The 17,735-nt window shown below is 45.9% G+C and carries 11 protein-coding genes; 2 read left to right on the top strand and 9 right to left on the bottom strand.

Translation table 11 applies throughout. From position 1 onward, the window contains the following. Positions 1–8: 8 nt before the first annotated feature. Genes MHH56_RS11045 through MHH56_RS11015 form a run of 7 tightly spaced genes read right to left on the bottom strand, consistent with a single transcriptional unit; the run spans position 9 to position 13,833 of the window. Positions 9–2,942, bottom strand: coding sequence for a glycosyltransferase (locus MHH56_RS11045; protein ID WP_339208237.1), 2,934 nt, complete (start codon positions 2,940–2,942; stop codon positions 9–11). Next, positions 2,942–4,201 carry a hypothetical protein gene (locus MHH56_RS11040; protein ID WP_339208235.1) on the bottom strand — a complete coding sequence of 420 codons (1,260 nt, stop codon included), beginning with the start codon at positions 4,199–4,201 and terminating at the stop codon, positions 2,942–2,944. Before MHH56_RS11040 ends, MHH56_RS11045 begins: the two co-directional genes overlap by 1 nt. Positions 4,202–4,215: 14 nt before the next feature. Next, entirely contained in the window at positions 4,216–4,851 is a 636-nt protein-coding gene (locus tag MHH56_RS11035; RefSeq protein WP_339208233.1) for a beta-mannanase, read from the bottom strand. Between the two features lie 23 nt (positions 4,852–4,874). Next, entirely contained in the window at positions 4,875–6,161 is a 1,287-nt protein-coding gene (locus MHH56_RS11030; RefSeq protein WP_339208231.1) for a VWA domain-containing protein, read from the bottom strand. A gap of 56 nt (positions 6,162–6,217) precedes the next feature. After that, positions 6,218–8,641, bottom strand: coding sequence for a transcription initiation factor TFIID (locus tag MHH56_RS11025; protein WP_339209557.1), 2,424 nt, complete (start codon positions 8,639–8,641; stop codon positions 6,218–6,220). 2 nt (positions 8,642–8,643) lie between these two features. After that, positions 8,644–12,033 carry a tubulin-like doman-containing protein gene (locus tag MHH56_RS11020; protein ID WP_339208229.1) on the bottom strand — a complete coding sequence of 1,130 codons (3,390 nt, stop codon included), beginning with the start codon at positions 12,031–12,033 and terminating at the stop codon, positions 8,644–8,646. Between the two features lie 24 nt (positions 12,034–12,057). Next, positions 12,058–13,833 carry a vWA domain-containing protein gene (locus MHH56_RS11015; protein WP_339208227.1) on the bottom strand — a complete coding sequence of 592 codons (1,776 nt, stop codon included), beginning with the start codon at positions 13,831–13,833 and terminating at the stop codon, positions 12,058–12,060. A gap of 153 nt (positions 13,834–13,986) precedes the next feature. On the opposite strand from MHH56_RS11015, the gene MHH56_RS11010 reads away from it, so the two are divergent. Beyond that, entirely contained in the window at positions 13,987–14,142 is a 156-nt protein-coding gene (locus MHH56_RS11010; protein WP_179089849.1) for a hypothetical protein, read from the top strand. Continuing rightward, the gene (locus MHH56_RS11005) at positions 14,139–15,092 is read left to right on the top strand and encodes a hypothetical protein (RefSeq protein ID WP_339208225.1); all 954 of its coding nucleotides are present in this window, start codon (positions 14,139–14,141) and stop codon (positions 15,090–15,092) included. Before MHH56_RS11010 ends, MHH56_RS11005 begins: the two co-directional genes overlap by 4 nt. 133 nt (positions 15,093–15,225) lie before the next feature. Here the strand turns inward: MHH56_RS11005 and MHH56_RS11000 are convergent, their stop codons facing one another. Together MHH56_RS11000 and MHH56_RS10995 are read right to left on the bottom strand one after the other, a co-directional pair. After that, entirely contained in the window at positions 15,226–16,275 is a 1,050-nt protein-coding gene (locus tag MHH56_RS11000) for a glycoside hydrolase family protein (protein ID WP_339208222.1), read from the bottom strand. A 52-nt stretch (positions 16,276–16,327) separates the two neighbouring features. Beyond that, entirely contained in the window at positions 16,328–17,662 is a 1,335-nt protein-coding gene (locus MHH56_RS10995; protein WP_339208220.1) for a multi antimicrobial extrusion protein MatE, read from the bottom strand. Positions 17,663–17,735 lie beyond the last annotated feature (73 nt).

Genomic DNA, 17,735 nt, shown 5'->3' with positions numbered 1-17,735 from the left:
TGCTTTGGTTATGGCGCAGCAACACGCAGCACGGAAATCTCATACTTCGATTCACCGACCGTGATAATGCTTTTCTCAGGTATATCAACCTGCTTACCGAGGTTAACTACAACCCGGTTCGTATAGTCTGCTTCATTTATTGCAGTATTGCTCGGTTGCTCCGTCTGAGAATCGGTAGCTGTCGGCAGTGAATCAGTTTCAGCCGGCGTTGGCGTCGGCTTATCGGATTCTTTGGCAGTCGAATCCGTTGTTTCCGTCGGCTGTGATGAGCTTTCAACTTGATTCCCTTCCGTGCTGCTATTCCCTGTATCCGCTTTGCAATCAGATTCAACTTCAAGTGTGGTGTACGCAACAGCTTCTGCATCCGGCGTTTCTACCGTCAATGAGCTAGGCTTAAACAGTCCGCAAGCTGCTGCTTCCTTAAATGCGAAGACGAGGGTGGTCGCAGCCTTCTTCCCCTCTGATGCAGCATTTTGCTCCACGTATACGATTGTATCCGGCTGGCTGATGCTCGGTTCAGGAGTCGTTTCAGGCAAAACAGCACCACCAGGCTTCACATCATCCTTGCCGCCGAAGGCAAACATAATGCCGGCTACGATTAGTACAATACCTATAGCCGATAACGATGTTATAAACGTCGATTTACGATTCCTGCGAAAAAATTTAGTCAGCGGTGAGGATAGCTCGCGCTCCGCCTGTTTATATACACCTTTAAGAATAGGACCCGCTTTGTCAAAATGCTGCTTCCAATTGGCTCGTTTCTTAAATGCATCCCGGTCATGTTTTGTGAAATAGCTGACTACTGCAGTTACATAGGCAGGAACAAAACCTCTTGAGCGCATGAAACTAGGATGTTTTTCTGCCCATCGGAAAAATAGATATACCGTATCTTTTTGAGACGCGTTTTGCTGCAAATAGTTGAGGAGCGTGGCATAATCCACTGATTCCATATCCGAACTGCGAAGAAACAATAGCACGAGACGCGGAAATTCGGCTAACTCCAGCTGATTGGCAAGCAATCGGCGACCAACGAGCTGCACCCGGTCGATCTCTGCTGGGGATAGATTATCGAATAAATCTACCGTTGGCTCCGGGAATGCGAAGCATTCGTAAAGCGCCTGCAGCTCAAGCGCTGCTGATTTCTGCCTCGGATCGTTCAGCTGTCCATTCCATTTTTTCAGCTGCTCCTTCGATTTGAGAAACTCGCCCAGCATGAGCTGATCCTTCGTCAATCTTTCCATATCAAGTTCAATTAACATTGCTCGATAAGCTGCAAGCTCGAGCTCCGTATAAAACTCTACCGCATCATGAGATGGCAGCTGTTTTCGCACGCCAAACTTGCCTTCACTTGCTAAGCTGCGCAATTGCTCAAGCGCTTTGCTCGTCGCTGGCAGCGAGTGGCGCTCCCGTTTCAGCTTCTCGATGAGCTGCTGGCGGACCAGCACAAAAAAGTCTTCATCACCGTACAGCTTAGGATGAGCATTGCCCCACTGCTCAATGAGCTGCAGAACACTTTTGGCTCCTGCAGCTGCTTTAAGCTTTTGCTCAAGGAATGGAATAAATAAGTTTGCACTTAGCTTCGCATCTACTAAGACTCTTGTGAAAAAAGCTATGCTAAAAGCAGGATTGCTTTCAACTGCCGCATAGAAGGAAGCCGCCGCGTCTTGCTCACTCTGTTTTCTTGCATTTAGCAATGCCAAAATGAAAAAGGAAACCAGCTTATTTTCGATATGTTTACCTTCAATTTGATAGTATTGTGTAAACACATCTACAATGAAGGTTTCCGGCACTACTCCTTGCCTAGCGCGGTCAAACTCATAATCAAATCGAGAAAGAAATAAATCATTCAAGCGCATCTTGGCATCCAATGCGCCGGATGGCTGCAAATAATCCATCAAGCTCCGCATTACCGCGCTTTTATGCGATTCATATAACTTTTCGTTGCCTTCCTCGATTTGGTAAACGACGCATAGCTCATGATAACTGGCTGCTGCGAGTTCGCGCTCCTCCCCCATGTCTGCCAGCATCAGCTCAGCGAATTGAAAGAAGCTATCCGTACGGTCAGGACGATCCAAGTTATCCCATGCAAAATCCAAAAATGGCTGATCTATACCGTCCAGATCAACATTCATCATTCGGTCGTTGCCGAAATCAAACGTAAAATCCTTCTCGATGCTGCGATCCCCATGGCGGAGGCTTCCTTGCTCTACGAACGTAAGATGAACCGATTTGCGGCTTACCGGTTCTTTCGCATAGGTGATGAAACCAAGCTGCTTGCGGAAGGCGTAGGGTAAACTCGCATATAGCACACCAAGCAGCTGTTTTGCCTTGTCCGGCAGCTGTTTGATTGGTACATCAAGCGAAACATAGATCTTTTTCTTACCTCCGACTGCTGCCATTACCGCAAAGAGCAGCTGTTTAAACGATTTTTCTGAAATGTTCAGCAAAGAAAGGATCGAACGAGCAGACGGCTTAATCGCTGCTGCACTCTGAATCGGAAGCTCTAGCAGCTCTGCTATTTCCGTACCGCTGTCAATATTATATTGATCTGCGAAAGCGGCTTGCAGCCAGTTCATATAATCACTTGCAGGCTTGCTGCTATGACCGCTTGGAATAATAAAGTTATGCGTAAAAAACGCGCTGCGCAGACCTGTGAAGTCGGCTGCCTGATAAACGCTTCTGCCAAGCAGCACATCGCCATTATCCAAATGAAGTAGGTGCATCGTCTCTGGATACGCGGAACCGTCCTTCTCACCGCGGGTAGCCAGCTCAGTCGGGGCATCATAAACACAAAACGGATGAAGCACTTTTTTGACAAATGATGCTTCCAAACCGCTTGATTTGGCGATCGTGTCATAACCTTCCGTGGATCTGAAAATGCCGCGTCTTTCCCGTGCATACATCTGCTGCTGAATCATCCTGCTGGGCGTAGAATCGCGCACTATTCTCTTCTCCCCTCAATGAAGTTCAGCTTATAAAGCAGCCAAATGAAGGGCTCGTCTACCCGAATGGGACTGACGACGGTTTGCAGCTTCTGATCGACGGGATTGCTGCCGAGTGCGGAAACCGCATAATAAGCCGTATCCTTAAAATAAACATCCATCGTACCTTTAAAGGGACGATCAACCTTCTCGATGAAACGGCGGATTTCTCCATCAATATTCTCAAACTCAGTCAGGTTAAAATAATTGCGATGCACCATGTTGTTGAAAATATTGCTGTTCGATTTAATATATTCACCATCTTCATCCTTTAGGGAATGAAGCATATCGCTCTTCGTTAAAACGACAGCGGTCGGAATATCCGTTTTGTTGTTTTCCTGATAAGCAATAAAGTCGCCAAACATCGTCAGAACAACGTCGCGCGGCTCGTCGTATTGGGAAACCCATTCACCGGGCTTATCGCCCAGATTCATTCTAATTTTCTCGCGAATGGAGCGAATTTGCAGCGGATCTACCATCAGCAAAATGCCTGCTGAATTTTTGATATGCTGACCATGCAAACCAAGATAATCCTGCTCTACCATGCCCTCGCCAGCGACATCAAAAAATACGAGAGTGAGCGGTGGCTTCGATTCATCTTTAAAAACAAATTGAAAAATAAAAGGCTCCTGCATCTTTTCCTTTTGGGTAGACGCAAGCAGATCGCCGCGCTCAAACAGCGGCTCCTCGTAATAGGTTCGGAATTTCCGGCTAATTTCAGCGTTAAGCGGCATGCAGGCTGCATTAAAATGATCCGCTGTCGTGTTCTGCAGCGTATGTATCAACGCGGTCATATACACCGACTTGCCTACTTGTGAAGCGCCAATGATAGAAATAATATTGCTCGGCACCTTGCCTGCCGTTACTGGAATTTCGTTGTGGCATTTTGGACAAAGTCTTCTGCGTGTCAGCTCGCCATAGCGGTCATTAATTCCAATTAATACATGGTCTGAGTAAATCCGATGCTCTTCAGGCACGTCGTTTGGATAGAGAACCGCTTCCATATCATGTACAGAATCAAGGCCAAAACGCTCACGATACTTATTCAGCTCATCATCTTCTCCAAGCGCATAATCCTCATCATCCTCACGGGAATGTGAAGCGCGGAATACAACCTCATCCGGTGTAAATTTACTAAAACAATAGGGGCAAACAATATCATAAAACAAAGGCCTTTGCTTTGCTTCCGGCTTTTTCTTGAAAAGATCGAAAATACCCATGCGATCTTCCTCCTTTATACTGAAATCAATTCGTACATCTGTCCAGACGTTCGGCCATCAGTGAAAAACAATCGTATAAAATCCTGTTTGCCAACCTCAATGGCAGGCAAAACGGTTTTTCCAGCTGCGAAAGGCGCAACGAACGGATACAGCATGCCGTCTTCTTTATTCGCGGGATAGCTGCCCTGCTTTTTCACATAACAAAGTACGTCTTTCCCAATCGGTACCTCTGTTGAAACTTGAATTTGAATCGTTTTGAACTTTCTGAACAAACCGCTCTTATTTGTAATCGAATAATGAATCTTAGCTCGGCCAGCACTTATTTCTATGCTGTTCTCATGATTGGGCTGAAGGATGAGCTGCGGACCGCCACTCCCTTCCAGTGCGGCATATACCGTAAAGACCAAACGTCCGATGCCCTCTAATCGGCTATGATAGCCATTATTCGCTTTATATTCTGCCTTCGTGTATAACTTGACAGTTCCTATATCCACAGGGCTTTCCGCCGCCTGCTCAGCCGGTGTTTTCCCAATGTAAACCGCTTCTATACCGCCCGGCCAAATCCAGCGCAGCGTGCAGCGGTCCTCCTCCAACACGCGAGTTAAACCGCTGATAATCGGAGAACCATCCTCTGCATCGATAAACCGCATTTTATATCCGCCTCCCGCATCGTTTAAAATCCATGACTGCGGCTGTCCTTCGTCCGTTCGCCTAACGCCTTTGTGGACTGATCTCTATTGCTGTTTTTTCTGCCGCCATCATAACGGTTTGTACTGTTATTATCCCTTATCGGAACAACAAGTGTGAAAATGCTAATAATGGCTGCCAGTACAAGAACAGCGAATAGACGTGATAAACCGTCAGAGAGCATATCCCCGGACAAACCGGAGTCCAAAATGAAGCCAGCCAGCAAACCGCCTACAATACCGCCCGCCCCAAAGCTTAATGCCAAAAACCGATTGTCGAAAAACAATCCTAGCGACATTCCTAAAGCTGCACCGATAATGGCTAAGGATAAAATACGAAGCAGTGTATACAGCGTGCTGTCCGCAAGCGATCCCGTTCTTTCAGTTAGAAGCGTCCGATTATCGATTGTATTGTAAATATTTTGGAATACGAGCGCCAGCCCGTTCGCTTCCGACACATCGTAATAGCTTCCATTGGTGGAATCAGCTATTTGCTGCAGCAAGGCAGAGCCTTTGGAATCTGCAACGCTAAGGCCTACCGTATTAATGACAATTTGCTGCTCTTGGAACTGTGCAATTTGCTTATTGATATCGGATTCGCTGAAACCGTCCGACAACAGAATAACCATTGTCCCGCGCCCAGCCTTTTCCTTATCCTTAATCGTCTTCATTGCTTCGCCAAGCGCTAGACTAAAGTTTGTACCGCCATCCGTCGGCTCAAGTGAGTCGATTGCGGCATTTACTTTATCTTTCTCTTCCTGTGTGCTTACTTTAACAAACGGCTGAATCAATTGTGCGGTATTGTGAAATGCAACCACCGCCACACGCTTATCGCTTTCCATGTTTTGAATCAATTGCTTCGCAGCCGAATAACGCTCGTTATCAGGATCGGTCTCCAGCATGCTTCCTGAATTATCGATAACAAGCACAATATCCTTTACCTGCTTCGCACCGCCAAAATGTGCGCCGTAAATAAATTGCAGCAATCCGCCGACTGCAAACAGCAGAACTAACGTTGCTGGTACGAGCAGCTGCCACGATAATCCGGTATAACGCTGACGCCACGAAGTTCCGTTCAAACGAGGAGAAATCATTTCAGCAATCAGGCAGGCCAGTCCAATGCATAAAGCAAGAACGCCAAAGTATAGCCCAACGACGGCAAAGCGCGGCCAGATTTCTGACAGCGCCCCCAGTATGATTTCCCCGATGACGAATCCTACTGCGCCTCCTATCAAGCTGAACAGTAAGAGAAGCCCATTTATTTTTCGTTGCATAATAACAGCACCCTTTCTACTTGCTAGTGGACCGCAGCATTGTTGATGTATATCGGTCAGCGAAGATCAGGCAGCAGAGCAGGATCAAGCGTGTGAAATTCGTACCCATTTTGCAAATAGGTCTCATAATACACTTTGCCGTTTCGATAATACATCAAATCTTCTAAATGAAAGCCGCCCATAATATTCAACTTTTCTACACCGCTGCTGCGCTTCTCATGTACACACCCCAGCTTGTAAATGCGTGAAGATTCGTCAACGCCAAGTGCATATCGGATAAATTCACTCTCGCGATCTCCGAACAGATACTTTTCCTCATAACGATGCTCATGTGTATAGTCGAGAAGACGAATATGAACGACCGCATGCTCTTCCAGTGTCCGGTATAATCGGTGAAACAGCTCGTCCCTCGATAAAGCTTTACGATTGCTGTATGCAACGGATACATTGGCACGCAGCAGCAGCTCCTCCTCGAAAGTCTGTGCAAAAGGCTCTGCTGTCAAAATGTACTTTCGGCAAATCTCCATTAATCGCTCCAGAAACGCGGAATCTCCCTGCTGCAGAAGCTCGGTCATATTGCCGAGAAATGGTTCCTCAAAAAATATGGATGCGCCGCGTTTCTCTTCAATATCCTTCATGACAGCTGCAGTGACTCGCTCATAATACTCGAAGATGTTCTGCCCGATATAATCATCCGCTGAACGGATACTGTGCTGAGCCGCCGCATTTAGCGTTTCCTCTAGCAGCGCCATCTGTTCTACGCGAATTCGGTATTTCTCATGAAGACGCTCCAGCTCAGCAGCAAATTTTCGGTACAACGCAAGCTCAGTCTCAAGTCGTAAAAGCTGCCATTCCAGCCGGTACACCGCATCAAAAAAAGCGCGTATAAAGGATCGAACATTTTGCTTGTCCATAAATGGAAGACGCTGAAATTTCAAATCATCCACACGTTGTTCGCGGATTCGACCCAGCTCATCCTGAGCGATATCAATCTCTCTGACCAAATCGCGCATTCGAGCGCGAACAGCTGTCATGACGCTGTCTGTCTCGTTTTTCTCGTCTGTCCACTTGGCGACCTGGAAAAAGCTATACAATGGCTGATCTTTCATATTACGGTTTACAGTGGCTCGCAGCTCATCTGAAGCCTTCACATAACCTAAGTTCACCTCAGCTGAACTAGTGAAATGCTTACGGAAGAAGATGGTGCAGCCATCCCCGAACAAGGCTTCCTCTGCCTCGCGCAGCGACATGCGCCGCAGTTGATCATAACGAATGTTGTTCGTCAGAAGACCAGACATATCGATGAGACTGTCCTCGCTTGGTACGAGATCGAGCATTCTAGTGTCCATCGCAGCTGAATCCAGCCCAAAGAAGGACAGCTTTTCCTTGCTGCCCTGCAGGTCAGCAATTTCCAGCCGCTCTTTTATTTGTTTAAAGAAATGATAAAGGACGGTTAACGCAATCGAATGATTCGGTCGTTTCACCTTGGACAACCCCGCTGATACGAACCCCTGTCTTCCGGATTCCGTCATAAGACTGTTTTTGAAAGAAGAGTTGTTGTAGCTTACGTCACTCGATTGTACCTGTGTTTCCTTTCTCCTCCTGTTTTTCAACAGCAGAATATTGCAAATGATTTCATAGTTATCCTGCATCCCGTTAAGCGTTGTAATTCCCCGCTCATTGCGATCAGATAATACATAAACAAGATCAAATAATGGCGATGCCTTGTGGGTGACCGGAATAGATAATCCATCACCCGTCACCTGAAGCCTCGCCGAAAAAGAATAATCTGGCCGCTGCATTCCATCCAGCTCGCGCAGGAAGCTGATACCCGCTGCGCTTGCCAAACCAAACGTCTCTGATTGCTCACGTTCATTAATTAAAGCGTACAAATCCATTTGAACGGATTTGAACAGCTGCAAAAAAATCGATTGAGCAAGCAGCGATATTTCTGGAACAAGCACGTTTAATGGATCATCAACCCTTGTAATGACAGCAAGATGAAGGCGATCGAAAGATGCGTACAATCGGCCGTAATCAGCAATTGTATCGCTAACCTGACGCAGCGCACGGTTGAGATCCGCTAGATGACGCCCTTCCTTATGGAATGCGGTGCCTATATCTTTGCGTTTGGTGCGATTATCCGTTTTGCCATCTACAACATCCGTAAGCGCTACCCTCGTCACCTTCGGGACAGATCGATTAAGATTTGCCCCATGGTATGACGATAATTTATAACCTGCACTTCCAGAGGCAGCATTTGCTTCACTCGACGAGACATGGAAATAAATAACGCCGGCATTGTTGTCCCATTTCAGTTCATTGGATTGAATCATAGGTTCAATCGCATGTCCTGCCTCATCTCCGATGTATAGAAATACGGTTGGATAGTGAATGCTGCTTTGATCATCCTCAAGGCCGCTTAGCTTCTGCTCAGCAGCCGAATAGTCGCTTGCATATAGATCCAACAATTCTCTCATCATTATTTCAACTTTCTACGAATTTCGTTAAGTTTAGTAGACATTTCCCGGTAGAACCGGTGCATTTCCTCTCCATTTGCCAGCTCAACCTTCTCGTATTCGAGACGCTCACGTGCATCAAGAAATGTACCGAACAGCTCCTCAAGCTTAGCTAACAGCTTTGAAGTATCCTCCGTTGCAGTCAGCTCCGTTACTCTGCGCTCTGCTTTGCGTCTAAGAACGCTGCGGTTTTTCTCATCCAGCTGTCGGAAGCTCTCAAACACCTCAAACTCAACATAGCTGCTGCTTTTCATTAAATTAGCGAAAGGCGGCCATGCATCTTCCTCTGGCTCGCGATCATAAACATACAGGGCACCTTTCTTGCAAATGGTCTCTGTGTATAGCGCCTCAATAAACTGATCCAGCAACTTCTCATCATCTTGATGCTGCATAAGCAGCTGCTCAAGCTCGACTAATTTTACAGAAATGGATTCATACTTCGCCAATTCCTCACGAACCCGTCTTAGCTGCTCCGGCGAACGAATGAGATTTTCTTGTGCAAGCTCCTCTGTAAAGCTGCCGAAAATATCCTTTGTCGATTCAAGCTCCAGCCCCTCGGATAAAAGGCGCTTCAGCTCATTTACTGCTCGCTTTACTTCACCTAAATTCGGCTTCGCGCCATCAAGCTGCATATTGAACGGTTTTAACGCATCCGATAATTGGAACGGCTTCGTGAAGCGAACGGAGTAACGGCTGCTCGTGTTATTGTCTATGCCCTTCTCTTCAATAATACGGAAGCTCTCGGCTTTGACAAACTCAGCGCGAACCCTCGCATTATAGCTTCTCACACGTGGGTTGACGTACGTGTCGCCCCATGATTTCTCTGGAATCGGCGAAGGCAAATAGGTCCAATTGACACGATCAGTCTGCACCAAATGACGGCCGATGCCTTCCTTATCAAGAATCGTGCGTTCATAGCTTTCTTCATATACCTTCAGCGGCGTATAAACAAACAAAGGCACACCATTTCTCGTATTCAGCCAGAAAATTCGGTTTTTCACTTCACTTTCCTTTATCGTAAAGTGGGATTTGCCTATCGAGTTATTTTGATAGTTCCGAATCCCTCTCAATATGCTCGGCGCCTGCACAGGCACGGACACAAATCCCCATGAAGGGACATGCAAATTGCCTGAGCTGTTGCTGAGATGGAATACAGGCACAGCTTCCTCATCTAGCTTGCTAGCGATATGACGCTCAACAAACTTCTCAATCGATTCATCGTTCCCGTATTTCATAACTAGGAATTCTTCCATCGATTTCGTAATCAGATCGCCGAATTTATTCGTCAAAAACTCTGAAATCGAGCTGACGATATCAATTTCCTGCTCTTTTACCCAAAGATTCGAATGGTCTAGAAGCTCCTGCGTAAAGTCGCGGATCAGATCATCGCCGTCCTTCTTATCCATTAAACGGCTGATAACGTCGGAGATGTCTGGTACGCCTACGATATTCCAATAGTATGTTTTGTTTCCTTTATGATCCGCTTGTTCCTCGCCGCTTGTTAGAATTTCACCATTTTTGGCAAAGATCGAATTAAGCACATTCAAAATTTCAGTAAATACGTTATAAATGCGGTTATTCTCGTTGTTAAGCAGCTGGTGGAGATCCTCATAAAATTCGATCAATTGCTCAATTCGCTCAACGTCAGCAAGCAGCCAGTACTCATTTATTTTTGCTTCGATATAGTTGTTTTTCTTCTTATCCTTGGATACGAACGCACTCTTCGCATCGCCCATACGCTCATTGGCTTGCTCTCTAGCTGCTTCGATCTCTTTAGGGAGTCGTGACAGCCCTTCACGTAGCGTCTCAATATAAGAGAGCAGCATCTTCAGCAAGCAGAAGCCTTTCTCAGTATGCAGGAGACGGGATACATAAAATGGCCCTTGCTCTGGATGGAGAAATGTACGACGAATTTGATCGGTAAATTGCCCAACAATTTCGCCTGGCAGCTGTTTTTTGGCCTTAATATATTCCTCGCGTGCACGAGCCAAAAAGTTTTGCTCCAGCTCCGTATCCATGTTTACGGCTTGCATTTTCACCACGTTATTGTAGCTGAGTCGCTCACTGTTCTCGAAGCCTGGCAGCGGTTCAGGTACGCGTGAGTCAAAGGTTTTCATCATCGTTTCGAGATCAATGCCAAGCTTGCGGGCAAATTTCTCTACATCGTCCTGACTCGGCGCCTTCTCAAACATTTTGTCCATTTTGTTGAAAAGCCGGTAAGCCAAATAAGTCGTCATTTCCTCGATCGGCAGTACCGCCGAAGAAGCTCCGATAATGTTGTAATCGTAGTTAGCCGGGTACATTTTGTTCATTTGAGCAATATTGGTCCGAATGTTGCTAATATAATCATGAATAGCGAATTCCTCGCCGGATTGTTTTTCCTCGCTGGAAATAAAGTTCGTAATATTCTCTGCCGTTACATTCATGCAATAATCATAAGCATTTTCAAGCAGCTTGCCCTCAGCATTTGTAGCCGAGATGAGATGGCATAAATTAAATGGTGGGAGCGGCGAATTAACGTTTAAAATATTGCCATATTGCTGCGTAAACCTCTCGCCGCGGCTGTCCACATTCATCCAATAGTCCAGTTCCTTCAGTGCAGCATAGCCATTTTTCTTAATGTACTCACGTGTATGGTCGCTCAAGCTTTTGCTTGCAAGGTTAATATCCGGCGTAAACAAATAACCAAGCGTATTAACGCGGTCAATGCCGGCTGATCCGTGATCACGCTCTATAATTCCTCGAACGATATAAGAGATATCGAGGAAGCAGCCGCTTCCTGTTCCGCCAGACAAGCCGGTTAGCAGAAACACCATCAGCTTTTTGTTCGTCCCGACGGATAACGTCTTAATTTTTTTGTCGATGCTCTGCACCACTTGATTGATCTTCGTAAACAGCAGAAGCCGACCTGCTTGTCGAACGCCAGCTGCACCATTCATGCCATCAGTTATACTTAGCTCTGGCGACAGCCAGTCCGTGATGTACGGCTCCAAAATGCTGCGATTTTGCAGCAGTCCTCCAACCTCTGCATTAGATAGCAGCACAAATTCATTAATAGGATCAAGACCGATCCCTTTATACTTTTTATTGCGGTCCTGTTCATTCGTTTCAAAAGCAAGAAATTCCACATTATCAGGCTTCTCGCGTTTTCTTTTGGAAACGGGATCCTCAGGAAGCTTAAAGCGGCGATTGATCTGGTATTTCAGGCGCAGAAGCGCATCAATACCGGTACCGCCAAGTCCAATGATCAGAATGGGATTATCTATGGTGTCTACCCGAATTTTCTCGCTGACAATACCTCCGCCAAGCGAAACGTCAAGCTGCTGTATGTGTTCTCTTACGATCGGTTTCATTTTTCATTACCTCCAGGGCTCTATTTATACGAGATATTCAATGAATATCGTTTTGTCTATTTGTTTCAATGAAACCGTAATACGGTCTCCGCTTTTCATTTCCAATGCACGCGTCGCATCCACTGCTCGTCCCGATTTCTCAATTGTGCAGGAGGAACCATTTTGCAGAACGATACGATCATTGCTTCCCGGCTTGAAAATGACCTTGTCGGTTTCCTTCAGCTCAGGCGCTAGCTGCAACAGCTGGTGAAGCTGCAACTTGCCTTTGAAGGCTGTCAGCTTCTTGTACTGCGGCGACGTTTTGTCACCTGTATTCTCATCTCGAATTTCAATGACGAGTTGCCCAACAAACCCACGGTTCGCTTGTTTCAGCACTCTTAATATAAAGTAAGCTGCTGCAAGCAATGCCGCTAGACCTATAACGCCAATTACAACAGGTACAACCGGGAACGGCTTCTCTTCTTTATCTGCCTCCGGCTTTGGCGTCTGCCCCGTTGTTCCCGCCTTTGCCGAAATCTTAACCGCATCGGTCTCTCGGAAAAAGCTTTTCTCTTTGGCCTTCACTATAATCTCATAGTCATGCTTCTCAGGTATTTTGTAGGAGCCTGCAAAATGGTCGCCCGCATTCTCCATCGGTATTTCCTCGGTTTTGCCCGTGTCTAAGTCTTTAACGAGTAAAACCGCGCTCATGTTGCTGTACTGGGAGGTGTCTTCCAGTTTTTTTCCGCCGCTTACGAGATAAGAATTGATCGTCACCTTGTCGCCCTTGGAATAGGTCGCTTTGGCTAGTGGATCCATAGCAAGACTTAAGTCATAGTTGAAAATAAGATTAATGTCGATTTTATCGCGATTCACGCCTTTGATTTGAAGCTTCCAATCGCCTTCCGACGGCTTTAACAGCTTCAGCAAGGAATAGCTCTTCGAGCTCGATAGCAAGACGCCATTCGAAGGAATAGGAATAGCGTTGCCAGATGGATCTACGAGCTTCGCCTCAACCGGCTTGCTCGACATAATCGAAATATTTGCTTCTAGTACATTCGAGTTGGGAACTGAAATTTTCACATCCTGATAGCTGCCGTTTGCCGTCAAAGAATCAACCGGTACGACGTTCAGCTCAAGATGGCTGGCAAAAATTTCGCTCAAAATTCGCGGCAAATCGTCAGCCGAATCGGTCGCGAATGATTTCCCGCCGGTTATTTCCGATAGCTTAGCAAGCGCAGATTCATTTAGTTTTCCATTTGCATTTAGGCCAATCGTATAAATCGGAACGCCTTTATCATTCGCTTCTTTAAGCGCCTTGTCCATGTCCGCGTCGGACTGCGCCTGCGTTCTGCCGGATGCCTTATTAAAATCGTTATTGCCGTCAGCTAGCAAAATAATCATCGGCTCGTGATCTTGGTCGGCACCATCCTCCAAAATCTGTACCGCTTCCTTTACTCCGACAGAAACATCGGTATAGGCTCCGCGGTTTAACTGATCGATGAAGCCCTTCAGCTTATCTTTATCTGCAGCAGACTGAATTTCCAGCAGCGCCTTCTCACGTTGAATTTCATCGGTATAAGCCACAATGCCAACACGGTCGCCTTGTGTCGGCAGCATATCAATGAACATCTTCATTGCTTCATTTCCAATTTTCCCTGGATCGCTTGTGCTCATTGAATTGCTGACATCCAGCACAAGTACTGCATCGATTTGCGAGTCGCCTTGCGCTGCATGCACGGTTTGTAAGCTGCTGAACGGCAGCAGCAAAATAGCAGAAACCATAATTAGCTGACATGATAAACGTTTTAATCTATTCATTTTGCTGTACTCCTTTGTAATGGGACAAACGGTTCTTCTTCGCTAGTCCAATAGTCACTGTTAGTCACTGCTACTAGTATGATGATATACTACAAAATAAGTATACCTGATAGATTTTGTTAAATCACTTTTATTGTAAGAAAGGAATAGGATATGGTTACCTACGTTTGTCTTGGACTATTGTTTCTTTTTGTCATCATCAAAGCAATGAGCTATCGCGCACAGCGGAGACGGGCGCCTTCTCCAGAACAGCTGAGCAAGCTTGTCCTTTCCATACTAAAAAGCAGCGGGCAGCGTGATCGCGAATGATGAAGAAGCTGCCGGTACTACTTAACCCTTATATTAAAACACGCTATCCTTATAATAAACTTAAAATTTGCCGGAGATGCAACCACTTTACAGTACTAGGTGATGCGCAGTGCCCCGTGTGCGGCAAATTTGCCCTAAAAAATGTTGAAGCTCAGGCAGCCTATAAGCTTAAGCTTAAGATGTGGAAAGAGCGGTTTTTTGCATTGTTTATTATTATTGTCGGATTTGCAATGAGCGAATCAGCAATGCATTCCACTTTGATTGTTGCCGGAGGAATGCTGCTAGTCGCTCTATTATGGACGTTGCAGAAGCGGTCGACCCCTGCACTTTTGCTCCTGCAGCTGCAAAAAATATTTCAAAAAGAGGCATATACTCTCTCTGCAGGTCTAGTAAATGACCGAGAAACAGCTATTCAAGTGTTCCATAGCGGCGATAAACCGCTTGCGTATGAAATGCTGCGTGAAATTGGCGCGCTTGTCCATACTGACCAGCTTCGACTGGAGCAAATTTTGCTGCTGCAATCCTTTGTTTTGCGCAAGGATATGGATCTGATGCTGGACCCCTTGTTAATGGATCATTTTAATCCCGATCTCGTTGAATATATTGGCGAGCTTGCCAAAATCAGAAGAGATTTGCTGAAAGAAAATACATTCCGTTATGTTTTGCTTCACGAGGCGCAGATTTTGAAAATGGAGCATGGCGAGAGCATTCTCGTTGGTGTTGCCGGTGCGGCAGTTAGGATGAAACGATACATCACACTCTATCCCTATTTGCTGATGCGCTATGCACGAAAGCTTCCTAAAGACCGTTTCTTGCGGCTTTATCAAATGCTTCACAGCAGTCCGCACGCAGGCGCCAGCCCTTTATATCAAGAAGTAATGGAAATCTATAATGAACGTTACAAATGGGACGAGGATTTCAAGCGTACGAGCAAAGAAACAGACCTGTAAGCAGATCGAAACTAAATGAGCAAATTAGAGAAATAATGAATAAAGGCAAACAGTCACTTTAACAAAAGTGATCGTTTGCCTTTTTTATGTGAATGAATGATTAGAGTCTTTAGGCAAAAATCAAAGCTTGTTCTCAGCTATGCTCGGACACTGTTTTCTTTAAAGGAATAACCATACTCCAAGTGTTCCCTTCGAAATCCCAAGGCTGAGTCCCGTTTCCGGTTGCCAGAAATAAATGGGTTGGCTTGCCATCATGGAACAACAAATTAGGACGCTCGATGTTCGCTTGAACCGTCCTTGTGCCATCATCCCACAGGACATCTCTTGTATACGCCTTAGAATCATTTGAAATATCCCAGTGCAAGCAATCGGTGCTTGTTGCGTAGATGCCCGCTCCCCAATCGCCAGTGACACCGCCCGAATCATTTTTAAAATCATCTTTAATTAAAATATGAAATTTCCCATCCTCCCACCACAGAAACGGGTCTTCGACGTGGAAGTCTGGATTGTCAAACTGAAAAATCGGTTCCTCCTGCAAACGGGTATACGGACCTTCAGGGCGAGGAGCACGGGCAACGCCTAATTGCAAGGTAGAGCCCGCATATTCTCTCGACTTATAAATCATATACGTCGTCCCATCCGGCAGTATAGCTGCTGATGGATTGGTTGTAATCGTACAATCCCAATGCCCTGGCGCTCTTGGCTCTAACAATGGGGCATCTGGACGCTCCCACGGTCCAAATATAGATTTCGAAGTGGCTAAACCAATTCTTTTTCGATTCCAAACCTCGACATCTCTTTCTTGACTTATTTTCTCTCCCACAGCTGGGATAGGCCCTCCATAAGTCGTTCCAAAATAGTAAAGATAGTACGTTCCGTTCCAATATTTCACCGATGGATTATGTTGATTCAAAGCGTCAAAGTAACTGCGCTCTCTTCGCTCAAATATAACTTCGGCAAACGTATAAGGCCCCTCAGGCGTATCGCTAACTGCTCTAACAATCTCGCAGTTGAACAGCCACTGTGCAGCAAAGCCATATTCCTTAGGCCACCTTGAAGCAAACATATGATATTTTCCATCCTCGCCTTGCACAACAGAGCCGCACCAAATATAATAGCCATCCATTTTAAATCCACCGTTCTTCGGTGCCGGCAATAGATTTTCATATATGCGATTTCCCATGATCATTCTCCTCGTCGATTAATGAGTCGATTTCGAATATTGCAGGGTGAATCTATCCACGTTTACCCATTGGCACAGGATCATGCTGTTTAACAAATTTCAGCGCCAGCGCTACGAAGAGGAGCTCTGCCGTCATGCCGATCGATTGTGCCCATGCCCCTATTGTCCCGTTCCATTCTGGAGCGAGCCCAATGCCGATTAGAAGTGTGATGAAGGTAAAGCTGAGATTCGCAATTTGAGAACCAAAGATCAGCTTCGTTTGCCCTCTCACAAACACGAGTCCATTCATGACATCGAGCCAAGGCATAACGAGCGCGAACAACACAAAGGCTTGCAGCACTCGTATGCTCTCAGCCTGCAGCCGTCCATGAACGCCGATCACATGCTCTAGTAAAAATACACCTGCGGGTGTATATGCTATCAATCCCATTAATATAGCAGGAATAAAACCTAGCATTAAAATAAACTTTCGGACAGCTAAAGGATCGACACGATAAAAGTTAATCACAATTTGATGAAAATAACTGAAAAAGCTGCTGAGAAGCATAACTAGACTAGCCGCAATAGCAAACGATGAAATGGCTAGCTGCGCATCCCATGTTTTCCCCAGCATCGCATTAATCGCCGGTCCGATCCATACGGATATAAACGAGGATAACAGTAAGGGCCGGTAAAAAGAAAATACATGATGCTTGTTTTCAACAGGGTGATTGTCCAGCTTTTCGGGCATTTTTCGCACCAGTAAACGTCCTTCTGAATAGCTGACAGCTGCTTCGATCATCATGCCGAATAAGAAAATAATCGCTCCAACAACCCCACTGGTAACGCCTGTATGTATAAAATAAAGCGAAAGCGCATACATTCCTGCCAATCTAATCGCCATGCCAATGGTTAACCATTTCGTACGCAGATTATAAATAATGACACCATGGTAGAGACAGCGAATGCCAGAGAACAAGCTTACGAACATCAGTACCTTATACACACGAATAACATCATGGACATTGTCTTCACTTACCCCGAACACTCCCTTGAAAATAAGCGTTCCAACCGGGGTATAGCTGATTATAAAACCTAATAGCATAATGCAGGCAAACACAAGCTGTGCCACGGTAAGCGTCGATTTAAACGAGCGTTTGTCGCGAACGAGCGTGGAGCAGGTTTGCCGCAGCAGCACGGCTGGCCTCTCTGTAATAGCAAGCAAGCTCATCGCAATGGCATAGCTGGCAATGATGCTCTCAGGGTTAGCCGCTCGGCTTAAGGTACTGTTGATAATGACATGTGAAATCGTAACTAAGCTTGCCGAAATGCCTAACGGGAGAAAAAAAGACCAAAGCTTTTTCATACTTACGGCTCGCTTCTGTGGCTCTGATAATGATAGGTTCATAGCTGCTTCTCCTTGCCATATCGTAAAAAAGTGTAGGCGTCCTCCTCCCGGAAAATATACCGAGAAGCGGCCG

Source organism: Paenibacillus sp. FSL K6-3182, from assembly GCF_037976325.1.
Taxonomy (GTDB): domain Bacteria; phylum Bacillota; class Bacilli; order Paenibacillales; family Paenibacillaceae; genus Pristimantibacillus.
This window is presented reverse-complemented; position numbering and strand designations above follow the sequence as displayed.